This is a genomic window from Bacteroides sp. AF32-8BH (assembly GCF_003435205.1).
Classification (GTDB): domain Bacteria; phylum Bacteroidota; class Bacteroidia; order Bacteroidales; family Bacteroidaceae; genus Bacteroides; species Bacteroides ovatus.
This window is the reverse complement of record NZ_QVLZ01000041.1, coordinates 48,479-59,863: the sequence shown is the minus strand read 5'-3', so window position 1 is coordinate 59,863 and position 11,385 is coordinate 48,479. Positions and strand designations below refer to the sequence as shown.

The following is an 11,385-nucleotide window of genomic DNA, read 5'->3' as shown; positions in this document are numbered from 1 at the left end:
CTTGCTAAAAAGTAGCAACTTGCTAAAAGAGGAAGAGGAAATGCTTTTGAAACGTCTCCAAATGAAAAAGGAAGAACTATTTGCGTTCGCCGAGTTGTTAAGCGAGAATAACCCGGAAGAAAAGACAAGCTCCCTGTTAAGCATAATAGGGGAACAATCCAAAGAAAATCTTTTTACAGCCCTTGCCGCATACCAGAAAAAGGAAAAAAGTAAACTTGATACAATCAGGAGAATATATCCCAATTTATCCCCGTCCGAATTAAACATCTGCCGTTTAATACTGCAAGACAAGACCGTCAGCCAAATATGCGAATTATTACATCGGAGTAGCGGAAACATAACCAGCCAACGAGCGAACATACGTGCCAAACTCGGACTGAAAAAAAGCGACAATTTAAAAGAAGCATTACAAGAACGCATGAGGCTGTATGAAGAAGAACACCGGCAAGAGGACTTTTCAGCCATGCGTTAGGGATTGCAGAGTAAAGCCCACAGCCTTTAGGCGAGGACTTGCAACGGAAAGCCTGACCGTCCCACAGGAACGCCCAAAAGAAAAAGAATCCCCCGAACATTCATCCGGGGGACATCCAAGCCGTCACATCAATTATAATACAGATTCAGATCATCCGTGCCAATCTCCTTTCCGTCCCGGAAAACAAGGCGTAAATCAATCCTCTCTCTGTTTTCATTGCCACAAAGATAGACATACCGGCCAACATACGCATCATACTTATCAATCAGTTCTAACGGTATGACCGGCATGGGAAAAGGATACACCTATATTGCATATAGCGGAAAATTTGTAAGATTACCCTGTACTTTATAAGGCAACATAGAAAATCTCTCCGCATGCAATTCCGGTCTTTTTCCCAGTAATGCTGTCAACGAATTGGCCCGGACATTCCCTTCGGCCTTCACTTCTATCGGCACCATTTGGGCATTACGTTGAATAACAAAATCCAACTCAAGACGCGAATTGTCTGTGTTATGGTAATAAATCGGTGACACGCCCTTACTTTTCATCTGCTGCAATACATACTGTTCAGTCATTCCTCCCTTGTATTCCTTAAATATGTCGTTTTTAATCAAGACTTGGGCCGGATCTGTCTTGACCATAGCACCCATAAGCCCCAAATCAACCATATAGAGTTTGAAAGCCGACAGGTCTTCATAAATATCAAGCGGAAGCTCCGGTTTGGTACATCGAGGCACTTTATACAACAACCCGGCATTTACAAGCCATTGAATGGCCATCTCAAAATCATTGGCTCTGGCACCTTTTCGCAAAGCTCCGTAAATGAATTTCTTGTTTTCTTTAAATAATTGGGAAGGAATGCTGTTCCATACCATTCGGACACGCGGAACCTGTTCTTTGGGCGCATGTTTTGAGAAGTCAAGATCATAGCCTTGCAAAATCTCCGACTGTATTCTTCTGACTTCCAGCAAGGAATCCGTTTCTACATATTTGAGTACAACTTCCGGCATACCACCTACATAATAATATTGCCGAAGGAGATCCGTATATTTGTCATGCAGGAGGCTTATCGTTTCAAAATCCCCACTCATAAGCAATTTACAAGCTTCTTCTTCTCCCTTGGCGACAAGAAACTCTTCAAAGTTCATAGGAAATATATTGATGACATTTACCTTCCCTACGGGATAAGACACATCCTGATGAAGGGATATCCCCAAAAGTGAACCTGCCACAGCTATATGATACTCCGGAACCTCCTCTTTAAAATACTTCAAAGATTCCAGTGCTTCCGGGATATCTTGTATCTCATCAAGGATAATAAGCGTATCACCCGGAGTAATGTCAACGGAAGTCATCGCACGCAGCCCCCGTAAAATTCTGTCAACATTGAAATCCTGAGAAAAAAGCTGGCGTGCAAGGTTATTCTTACGGCATACCACATAAGCCTCTTTTTTGTATTCAAGTTTGGCAAACTCATGGAGCAGCCATGTTTTCCCAACTTGTCGGGCACCATTTAAAATCAGAGGTTTTCTATCCTCACGGTTTTTCCATTCTATAAGTTGTTGCAAAACAAATCTTTTCATCTACAAACAGCATTTTTATACATGTAAAAACAGCGTATAATACATTTATCCGCACTTATTTAAAGCACAAATATACTAAAATAAACAGATAATAGAAGCAATCTTATACATTTTTCCGCACTTTAATCAACTCCAATGGAAAGCAGTAGCCAATTTAGGATTGCCTTCTCCACGCTCGATGGCCACCAGCGTATTGATGCCCACGCCCGCCAGTTCGGAGAAGTTCCAGCTGATTGACCTTCAAACTCTTCCTGCACTCTTTAATCATCTTTCCTAGCTCTTTCATATTCACAACACATTGTGATTTTAGTCAGTTTTCATCCTAGTTCAAAGAAAAAAACAGCCGATAAAGCAACTATAATCATTGTATTCATATAGATTAACATCATATATTCAAGTTAATCTATATATTTACATGGATTATTTGTATATTTGCAAAAAAGGAACAACCATGTGGAATGAAATGAGCAATCCAGCTGTGCTGATGAGAATCGGCCAGCGCATCAAAGAGACACGTATCAGGCAGCATATCACGCAGGAAGAACTGGCAACGGCTTCCGGTGTAAGCCCCTTGACCGTTGCGAACATCGAGAAGGGCAAATCGGTATCGCTGCTGTTGTTCATCAGCGTACTCCGCTCGCTCGGCCTGCTGGAGAACCTGGAGCAACTGGTACCGGAAATCCGGGTCAGCCCGATAGAGCTCAAAAAACTGCAAGGAAAGAAACGCTACCGTGTACGCCATTTAAAACAAGATAACCATGAATGATTTGATAGTAGATGTAAAGCTATGGGGAGAAAGCGTAGGCTCTCTCTATTGGGAAAAGGAAAGCAATGCCGCCTTGTTCGACTATGAACGGAAGTTCATCCGCTCCGGTCTTGACATTTCTCCCATCATCATGCCCATCAGCCAGTACAGGAACACCCCCTACCGGTTCCTTGAAAACCGTACCGACTGTTTCAAGGGGTTGCCCGGCCTGTTTGCCGATTCACTGCCGGACACTTTCGGAAACCAGATCATCAATGAATGGTTTGCCAGCAAGGGATTGTCCGGAGAAGAGATTACCCCTTTAGACAGGCTTTGCTATGTAGGCAAACGTGGCATGGGCGCACTGGAGTTTGAGCCGTCCTCGCCAATCAACGGCATGAACGAATCATCAGTGCTCCATATCGAGGAACTGACTGAGCTTGCCAAATCCGTATTCACGGACAGAATGGCTTTTCAGGTCCAACTGCGCCAGGAAGGAAGAAACATTCTGGATATACTGAAAGTGGGAACATCTGCCGGAGGTGCCAAGCCCAAGGCCATCATCGCCTACAACGATATTACCGGAGAGGTACGCTCCGGACAGGTAAAAGCTCCTGAAGGATTCGGGTATTGGCTGTTGAAATTTGATGGCGGCAAATACAGCGAACACACGCAGATAACGGACAATCCACAAGGAATAGGAAATATCGAATATGCCTATCACCGGATGGCAAAAGCCTGCGGTATCGATATGATGGAATGCCGGTTACTTCAGGAAAAAGAGTCATATCACTTTATGACACGACGTTTTGACCGTATGGAAGACGGAGAGAAGATCCATGTACAGACATTGGCCGGGCTTGCCCACTATGACCGTGACCAACGCCATTCATACGAAGAGATATTCCGTATCATGCGGCAGATGAACCTCCCTTATCCAGAGCAGGAGGAACTATACCGAAGAATGGTGTTCAACGTCATGAGCCGGAACCATGACGACCATAGCAAGAACTTATCTTTCCTGATGGATAGACAAGGGAAGTGGAAACTGGCCCCAGCATACGACCTCTGCTACTCATACACACCGGGCGGCAAATGGACGAACCGCCACCAGCTGTCACTCAACGGCAAACAAGACAATTTCACGATGGAAGATCTGCAAAAGGTAGGTGAGAACATGGGTATCCGGAAACACAAACAGATTATCGAAGAGATACAGGAAACCGTATCGCATTGGCATGAGACTGCCAAGGATTGCGGGGTCAAGCCGGAACACGCCGATTTTATCGGAGAAAACCTGCTCTTGTTCGGCAAGCAACTGCATACGATCCATATGCCGGACATTGCCAACGAACAAGAGCAGGCTTTCATGAAGGCTATGCGAAATGATGACTTCAATACCATTCTGAAACTGAAGATGAGAGGATATCAGCCATCGGAGAACACACTGAAAAGCCTCCAGCCGGATGTATCCGCCACCACCTTCATCGCTGCCGCCAAAATCTTCCAAATGGAAGGGATGCTAAAAAGCCTTCAGGACATAAAACCCGCGCAAAGCCCGATTACAGGCGGCAATAAACGTAGCATGGAATTGGGGGATTAGCACACAAACTACATCGCGCACAATTCAATATAACAGTAAATATATTAATTGTTATATATCATATTTTGATTTAACAATTAATATATTTACCTTTGTAAAATGACAACGAATCACATCACCCAAGCCATGGCCAATCCGGAAATCATAGTGGAACTGGGCAGACGATTTAAGGAATACAGGCTAACCTATAGGCTCACCCAAAAAGAGGCTGCCGAGAAAGCCGGTGTCAGCCTTATCACCTTACGCCAGTTTGAGAACGGGAAGGCCTATAACATCAATATGGGCAACTTTCTTGCCCTGTTACGAGTAGTGGACTGTCTGGAACAGATGGATGATCTGATGCCGGAAATACCTGTTTCAGCCTATACAATGGAACGAATAATGAATAAAAAGCCGAAAAGGATAAGACATGGAAAATAATGTTGTGAGTGTTATGTTATGGGGAGAAGAAGTCGGAAAGCTCTATTGGGACGAAAGAAACAAAAGAGCCGTCTTCAACTATCATCCGGATTTCATCAAGAAAGGAGTGGAAATCGCCCCACTGACCGCTTCTGTCAAAGGACCGGCGGCAAAGGGTATGCCCATACTCGGAAACAAAGAAAAGACTTATCAAGGTCTCCCACCGTTTTTGGCAGATTCATTGCCTGATCGGTGGGGTAACATGGTCTTCGACCAATGGGCGGCACAAAACCATATCCCCAAGCGCAAACTCACACCGGTAGATAAACTGTCTTTCATCGGGAAACGGGGAATGGGAGCCTTTGAGTTCATCCCGGCCACTCCTGGATTGGAATCCTCTTCCACTCTCCAGATAGAGAGTTTATACCAACTGGCACGCCGTATCTTTGAGGAACGGGAGGAAATATCCGTGCAAGATGACGAAGCACTGCAACTGCAAAGTATCTATGAGATAGGTACATCAGCCGGAGGGCAGCACCCGAAAGCCATCATCGCCATCAATGAAACGACACATGATATACGTTCCGGCCAAGTCCCTTTACCGGAGGGCTATACCTACTACATATTGAAGTTTGCAGAAGGGGACGATTTTCCGTTCACGCAAATGGAAATGGTATATTATGAGATGGCAAAGGAAGCCGGGATTACGATGATGCCTTCCCGACTCATTCAAATTGAGGGAAAACATCACTTCCTGACGGAGCGTTACGATAGGATAAACGGAGAGAAGATACATACACAGACACTTGCTGCCATGAATCCGGATGCAACGAGCTATGAGGATTTGTTTGAAGTCTGCCGAAAACTGAACATCCCGGCAAGCGAACAGTCCGAACTCTACCGTAGGACGGTATTCAATATCATGGGCGGCAATGTGGATGACCACATCAAGAATTTCTCTTTCCTGATGGAAAGAAACGGCACATGGCACATCACCCCAGCCTACGACATGACATTCACCACCAATTTGGACGGTGCGGCATACGAAAACGCACACTCCATGAGCATTGCAGGAAAAGATAACGACATCACGGAAGATGACCTGATGCAATTTGCCAAACAGAACGGAATAAAGAATGCGAAAAGGATAATCGAAGAAGTCAGCCTTGCCATCAGCCATTTTTACGATTATGCCACCAATCATCAAATCGATGACTATTGGAAAGACCGCATCGAAGAGCATCTTTCCGGTTTGGTATCTCCGATCATAGGGAAAACCATGAAACACTACCTGCCCACCATTGTCGAACCCTACGAGACAGAGGATGGCTTTTTGGTATCAGAAATCAACATCATCGAAAACACCCGGCATGATTTCCGTATCGAGGCCTTCATAAACGGAAAGCGACAGAAATACATTGCCGGGCGTAAAAGCGATTTGGCTGCTGAAGTCATTGCCAAAGGCAGAAACAAGATGCCCGTTGAGAACAAGAAAGAACTTGTGGAACGGTTGTTACTGCCTTTAGCTAGAAGATAAAAACAGACGAATAGCGACACTATTACATTAATAAAAAGTCTGTTCTTGTTCGGCAAGCAACTGCATACGATCCAAATCCGGACATTGCCAACGAACAAGAGGAGGCTTTCATGAAGGCTATGCGAAATGATGACTTCAATACCATTCTGGAACTGAAGATGAGAGGATATCAGCCATCGGAGAACACACTGAAAAGCCTCCAGCCGGATATATCCTCCACCACCTTCATCGCTGCTGTCAAAATCTTCCAAATGGAAGGGGTACTAAAAAGCCTTCAGGACATAAAGTCTGCGCAAAGCCCGATTACAAGCGGTAATAAACGTAACATGGAGCAAACAAATTTACTATTCAATTTTCAGTTTTTTTCTATTTCTATACTACTGTACGCCATAAAATAACGAAGAAACTTATTCCTATATCAATTCATAATCAATAACATACAATTCACCAAGAATATTAGGGAATGCTACAGTATCATATATCACCTGCCCTACTCCATTAAAATTACCCGGAGATATTACAGATGCTACAACACCATGATAAGCTGTGGGAGAAAAAGAAAGATCTGCTAATCCATTTATCCCAATAACATTTTTCTGTACACCAGCATTATTAACATTACAAAAAATTGCATAATGAATAGTTTGATGTAAATTTACAGCAGCATTAGGAAGATGCACAAAATATAATATATCTCCATTATTACATTTAGCTAAATCATGATAGGTATTTATTTTTTGTATCATACTTTCTAAAGAAGCTCCAAAAGGATTAACTGAAATTCTTTTTCCTGTTGCCTGTTCTATAATTCCTCTAACTAAATTAGCACACCCTCCACCATTTGTAGGTAAATTAACATTCAAATTCTGAGTATTAGTAATAAATTGTGTAATCAATTGTCTATCATTTATACTTATAGCCATATATTATAACTCATGTTCTCCTACTCTCTCAAAGGCTTTTCGGAACCTGCCTATAAAAACTGTCTCTGTAAGCTTACCCCACAAATCTACCCTATAATCCCCAAACCGCTATCATCCCTTTTCTGAATGCCATGGAATTTTTTCCGAATACATAAGTTAGAAGATGAAAAAAGATTGTATTCAAAGTTTTTGGTTCTTTTTTGAAAAAAGAACCGCTGGCCAAAAATCCAACGGTTACTTTACTTTCGGAAAAATATGCAATGAAGTTTATAGGCCGAATGAGGAACGCAGCTTCTTCATGGCATTCTCCACATCAAAGAAAGACACATCCATAAGATCTTCTCCCCATGCTTCCGGAAAGTCAAGAATGGAACGTCCGTTATTAAGAACCGCATCACGGATGGCTTTCATCACATTCTGCCGAGTCGGTTCCAGCTTGAAGAAAAGGCAATGCCTGACTGCCATTGTAAGGGTATCATCATCTATAAAGAAACGGATGGTGACGGTCATGTGTACCTGCGTCCGTTTCTCCAGTTTCTTCTTTTTAGTTTCCAGTTTGGCCAACCGGGAAACATAGAATGAAGGGATATGTTTCCCGGATTCAACGCAAGTCTTCATCGCTTCATGTATTTCAGCGATGCCGTCACGTATATCCGTCAAGTCGGTGCAGTTGGATGCAACCGTATAAGCCGATAACTTTTTCATCTCAAAAGCCGTTTTTATATGGCAAAAGCCCTGTTTGTGAAACTTATAATATATGAATCTCCTTATCACCTACCTTCTCGTCCGATACGACCAATACCTCGTACTTCATCCTCTTGTAATTATAGACTACGGCAAGCGTATTAAAGCCACCGTTATCATACCGCCTGTCATAAACGGTATGTACATACTCATACATCGCATTCCCCATCATGAACTTTACGGAAACATCCGTAAAGTAAAATGCCACCGCATAAGCCAGCGTTTTCTTTTTATCAACCTTTTTTGTTTTCATAACCATTTGTCCTTTATTGTTTTCTGATAAAATATTCAATGGCCGAATGAACCAATATATAATGTGTGGGTGTCTGCCTGCACTGTTCCGCATAAGGATTATAGAACTGGAGAGCCAGCGCATGGTATAATTCCGGCAATTCCCGCTTGATTCTCGCCGTAAGCAGCCGATAGGAGCATTTTCTACCGTACTTCATCAGCTCACGCCATTTGTCCTGTGTTATTTCCGTGCAATTCGTCTCGTAAACCATAACTTCCGTTTTTAAGTTCAATATTCCGGTTGGAAAGCGGAAAGGGGTTGTTCCCTCTCCGTTTATTCTCTAATCAATTCAGGCAAGCTTTTACCGTTATACCGGTTTTCAGTCCTTTATCCAGCTGCACGGTCAACCCACGAACATTCACCTCTTGAATTTGAGAAAGAAGCACATAACCCCATTCCCATTCTTGAATATGGCAATAACCGAAAAAAAGCCAGTCACCGTCTTCCTGCTGTTCGGCTTCCGTTACCAACCATACCACCGAAGAAAAAGGAAGGAAAAACCTTGCGATGACTTCCGCATTAAGCCCCTGCCCCTCTTTTGAGTACAAAGGGTTGGCTTCAAACACATTCTTTAGTTGTTCCGTCACTGTAATCATATGTCACATTTTTAAAGGGTTAAACTTCTAATTTTATGCTTCAGCTAGATTTAAAGACCTTTTTTTAAAACCCCTTTCCGGGGTGCCCTTTTCTTTCTGCCGACTTTTTTTTGAGCTTTCATGCCCCATCTGAGTTTATGATCCTTTTTTTTACGGCACACAACAATAAGGAAGGAGGGATTAAGAAAAGTTTTGGACGACAAAAAATGTTAGGGACAGCGAAGCCGTCCGGCGTTATTTTTTTGGGGACAAAGGGGCGAAGACCGGAACTCTTTCGTATCCATCCACCGAAATAAATTTGCCGTTCAAAAACAAAGGATCTCAGACGGGGCTATGAAAAAACGTACATTAGGGGAGGCAGAAAACAAGGAAAAGGGCAGTACGGAAATAAAAGAAGAATAAAATCCAACATTATTCACATTGATATATAATAGCCAAGTATTTCGCCATATCAATATAAATCCAACTATAATCAAAATCAAACAGTTATCTAATTTATTGGTTATTAAACATATAATACGCCAAAACATTTATTTTGGAGAATATAATATTAATTAAACAAAAAAATGGCATCATTAAAAATAAAGTATCGACATTCCTCTATAGAAGGAAAAGCGGGAACATTGTTCTATCAAGTAATTCATAATCGTGTAGCAAGGCAGATAAATTCAGGATACAAGATTTATCCTGACGAGTGGGATATTTTCAATTCCCAAATAATCATACCAGCAAAGACAGGAGAAAACCGGCATCGGTATTTGGTTTCTTTAAAAAAATGTATTGAGGAAGACACCTCACGTCTAAAAGATATTATGATAAGATTTGAGAATCTTGGATACAAATATACGGCAGACGAAATCATTGAATATTATTCCGCTCCTCCTGTGAACGAGTACTTTGTGTCATTTTGTGAGAATCTCATTGAAGAATTGAGACAAATAGGTAAAATACGCACCACAGAAACTTATACCACTACGCTCAATAGCTTCAAGCGATTCATGAATTTCAGAAAGAAAGGCAGAGACATCCCTTTCGACAATATAGACTCCAACCTGATGATGGAATATGAACAATATCTAAAATCTAATGACATTTGTCCGAACAGTACTTCCTATTACATGAGAAACCTCAGAGCCATGTATAATCGTGCCGTAGAAAAAGAATTGGTTATACAGCGATATCCGTTTAAACATGTATATACGGGCATAGATAAAACTGTAAAACGGGCAGTTCCGGCCAAAATTATCCGACAGATACGCGATATGGATTTAAGTCACGACTCCTCTTTGGAATATGCAAGAGACCTATTTATGTTCAGTTTTTATACCCGAGGGATGTCATTTATAGACATGGCTTATCTAAAGAAAAGTAATTTGCAAAACGGTTTTTTATCATATCGCAGAAAAAAGACCAACCAACAGCTAGTAATCAAATGGGAAAAGCCCATGCAAGAAATCATAGATAAATACGATACCATAGGTTCTTCTTATCTATTGCCGATCATTCTCGACGCAAAAACGGATGAACGGAAACAATACAAGAATGCAGCCCAGCTGGTGAATTCAAAACTAAAGAAATTGGGAAAACAAATCGGCCTTCCTATTCCGCTGACGAGTTATGTGGCACGTCACGCCTGGGCTTCTATCGCCAGAAGCAAAAACATTCCGTTGGCTACCATCAGCGAAGCTATGGGACATGATTCAGAAAGCACTACACGGATTTATCTTGCATCGTTAGACACCTCCGTAGTGGATAAAGCGAACAGTATTATTTTAAATACACTTTAATTCACATTATAAAACAGTTTACGCCATAGGTTTCAGCATACGTGCCCAATCGGCCCGCTGTTATTCTATGGCAATTATTATTTTTATTTATCTGACAAAAAATAAGTTGGAATTATGTTATACAAATTGAAGTTTTCTTTCTGAGAGAAAGATTTGTAAATGCAAAAGTACAAAAGATAACACAAAAAACACTAAAAATCAGAAGAAAAATATTAGTCATACCATAAAAAATAAGAGGTATGATTAGAAAAAACTGATTATTTGTTGAGCAAATTGATTATACCAATCTTATAAATATTTGATATACATCAAAATACCAATCACCCCATTTCTCTCAGAAAGAGAAACACCGAAAATAGGAGAAATTTCCTATACGAATGCCATAGGAATATAATGAACAAGTATATACCCTATACTTTCAGTTGTATGACAAGATGGATTCAGAAAGGAAAAAGCCCCGTGAAAGTACAAAATTCTTGCTTGAAAAAGATTGAATAAATGACGGTTTTCTCCATAAGAGAAATGTTTTGAATATGCAAAGATACATAAATTATTGAACATAATAGCATAAAACAAAGAAAAACCTTAATAGCCACCTCGTTAAATGTCGTGGTTACATAACAAATGTTGAGTAAACTAGATTGTATTTACAGCGAATAATTCCTGTAAATCAATTATATATGTTAAATATTTATGTCCTC

Annotated in this window: 12 protein-coding genes and 2 pseudogenes; 7 read left to right on the top strand and 7 right to left on the bottom strand. The window is 41.3% G+C overall.

Annotated features, from left to right (window positions below; all coding sequences use genetic code 11):
- Positions 1-472 (top strand): annotated as a pseudogene (locus tag DWZ47_RS23735) (LuxR family transcriptional regulator); the annotation flags it as partial.
- 305 nt (positions 473-777) lie between these two features.
- Here the strand turns inward: DWZ47_RS23735 and DWZ47_RS23730 are convergent.
- Together DWZ47_RS23730 and DWZ47_RS31120 are read right to left on the bottom strand one after the other, a co-directional pair.
- On the bottom strand, positions 778-2,058 hold the full coding sequence (locus DWZ47_RS23730) for an ATP-binding protein (RefSeq protein ID WP_005868811.1): 1,281 nt from the start codon (positions 2,056-2,058) through the stop codon (positions 778-780).
- A 126-nt stretch (positions 2,059-2,184) separates the two neighbouring features.
- Positions 2,185-2,344, bottom strand: a pseudogene (locus DWZ47_RS31120) (helix-turn-helix domain-containing protein).
- A 129-nt stretch (positions 2,345-2,473) separates the two neighbouring features.
- Here DWZ47_RS31120 and DWZ47_RS23720 point away from each other — a divergent pair.
- The 5 genes from DWZ47_RS23720 to DWZ47_RS23700 all read left to right on the top strand — a co-directional run bounded on the left by DWZ47_RS23720 (position 2,474) and on the right by DWZ47_RS23700 (position 6,740).
- A complete protein-coding gene (locus DWZ47_RS23720) occupies positions 2,474-2,824 on the top strand; it encodes a helix-turn-helix transcriptional regulator (RefSeq protein ID WP_005868812.1) in 351 nt (116 codons plus the stop codon).
- Positions 2,817-4,406, top strand: a complete 1,590-nt coding sequence (locus DWZ47_RS23715) for a type II toxin-antitoxin system HipA family toxin (protein WP_005868813.1) — start codon at positions 2,817-2,819, stop codon at positions 4,404-4,406. Before DWZ47_RS23720 ends, DWZ47_RS23715 begins: the two co-directional genes overlap by 8 nt.
- Positions 4,407-4,505: 99 nt before the next feature.
- Positions 4,506-4,826, top strand: a complete 321-nt coding sequence (locus DWZ47_RS23710; RefSeq protein ID WP_005868815.1) for a helix-turn-helix domain-containing protein — start codon at positions 4,506-4,508, stop codon at positions 4,824-4,826.
- Positions 4,816-6,342 carry a type II toxin-antitoxin system HipA family toxin gene (locus tag DWZ47_RS23705; protein WP_005868817.1) on the top strand — a complete coding sequence of 509 codons (1,527 nt, stop codon included), beginning with the start codon at positions 4,816-4,818 and terminating at the stop codon, positions 6,340-6,342. Before DWZ47_RS23710 ends, DWZ47_RS23705 begins: the two co-directional genes overlap by 11 nt.
- 110 nt (positions 6,343-6,452) lie before the next feature.
- Positions 6,453-6,740, top strand: coding sequence for a hypothetical protein (locus tag DWZ47_RS23700; RefSeq protein ID WP_007569214.1), 288 nt, complete (start codon positions 6,453-6,455; stop codon positions 6,738-6,740).
- Positions 6,741-6,755: 15 nt separating this feature from the next.
- On the opposite strand, the gene DWZ47_RS23695 is transcribed toward DWZ47_RS23700, so the two are convergent.
- From DWZ47_RS23695 to DWZ47_RS23675, 5 genes are all read right to left on the bottom strand, one after another.
- Positions 6,756-7,265, bottom strand: coding sequence for a hypothetical protein (locus tag DWZ47_RS23695; RefSeq protein WP_007569216.1), 510 nt, complete (start codon positions 7,263-7,265; stop codon positions 6,756-6,758).
- 267 nt (positions 7,266-7,532) lie between these two features.
- Positions 7,533-7,970, bottom strand: a complete 438-nt coding sequence (locus DWZ47_RS23690; protein WP_005868821.1) for a hypothetical protein — start codon at positions 7,968-7,970, stop codon at positions 7,533-7,535.
- A 43-nt stretch (positions 7,971-8,013) separates the two neighbouring features.
- Positions 8,014-8,262, bottom strand: coding sequence for a hypothetical protein (locus tag DWZ47_RS23685; protein WP_005868823.1), 249 nt, complete (start codon positions 8,260-8,262; stop codon positions 8,014-8,016).
- Between the two features lie 13 nt (positions 8,263-8,275).
- On the bottom strand, positions 8,276-8,512 hold the full coding sequence (locus DWZ47_RS23680) for a hypothetical protein (protein ID WP_005868824.1): 237 nt from the start codon (positions 8,510-8,512) through the stop codon (positions 8,276-8,278).
- A gap of 73 nt (positions 8,513-8,585) precedes the next feature.
- Positions 8,586-8,897: a DUF2958 domain-containing protein gene (locus DWZ47_RS23675; protein ID WP_005868826.1), complete on the bottom strand. Its 312-nt coding sequence runs from the start codon at positions 8,895-8,897 to the stop codon at positions 8,586-8,588.
- A gap of 566 nt (positions 8,898-9,463) precedes the next feature.
- On the opposite strand from DWZ47_RS23675, the gene DWZ47_RS23665 reads away from it, so the two are divergent.
- Entirely contained in the window at positions 9,464-10,684 is a 1,221-nt protein-coding gene (locus DWZ47_RS23665) for a tyrosine-type recombinase/integrase (protein ID WP_005868829.1), read from the top strand.
- The last annotated feature ends 701 nt before the right edge of the window (positions 10,685-11,385 follow it).

Excerpts from the sequence above, each read along its gene's own strand:
- DWZ47_RS23700 (WP_007569214.1), top strand. The coding sequence starts at position 6,453 with ATGAAGGCTATGCGAAATGATGACTTCAATACCATTCTGGAACTGAAG.
- DWZ47_RS23685 (WP_005868823.1), bottom strand. The coding sequence starts at position 8,262 with ATGAAAACAAAAAAGGTTGATAAAAAGAAAACGCTGGCTTATGCGGTG.
- DWZ47_RS23665 (WP_005868829.1), top strand. The coding sequence starts at position 9,464 with ATGGCATCATTAAAAATAAAGTATCGACATTCCTCTATAGAAGGAAAA.
- DWZ47_RS23720 (WP_005868812.1), top strand. The coding sequence starts at position 2,474 with ATGGATTATTTGTATATTTGCAAAAAAGGAACAACCATGTGGAATGAA.
- DWZ47_RS23705 (WP_005868817.1), top strand. The coding sequence starts at position 4,816 with ATGGAAAATAATGTTGTGAGTGTTATGTTATGGGGAGAAGAAGTCGGA.
- DWZ47_RS23715 (WP_005868813.1), top strand. The coding sequence starts at position 2,817 with ATGAATGATTTGATAGTAGATGTAAAGCTATGGGGAGAAAGCGTAGGC.
- DWZ47_RS23690 (WP_005868821.1), bottom strand. The coding sequence starts at position 7,970 with ATGAAAAAGTTATCGGCTTATACGGTTGCATCCAACTGCACCGACTTG.
- DWZ47_RS23675 (WP_005868826.1), bottom strand. The coding sequence starts at position 8,897 with ATGATTACAGTGACGGAACAACTAAAGAATGTGTTTGAAGCCAACCCT.
- DWZ47_RS23695 (WP_007569216.1), bottom strand. The coding sequence starts at position 7,265 with ATGGCTATAAGTATAAATGATAGACAATTGATTACACAATTTATTACT.
- DWZ47_RS23730 (WP_005868811.1), bottom strand. The coding sequence starts at position 2,058 with ATGAAAAGATTTGTTTTGCAACAACTTATAGAATGGAAAAACCGTGAG.
- DWZ47_RS23710 (WP_005868815.1), top strand. The coding sequence starts at position 4,506 with ATGACAACGAATCACATCACCCAAGCCATGGCCAATCCGGAAATCATA.
- DWZ47_RS23680 (WP_005868824.1), bottom strand. The coding sequence starts at position 8,512 with ATGGTTTACGAGACGAATTGCACGGAAATAACACAGGACAAATGGCGT.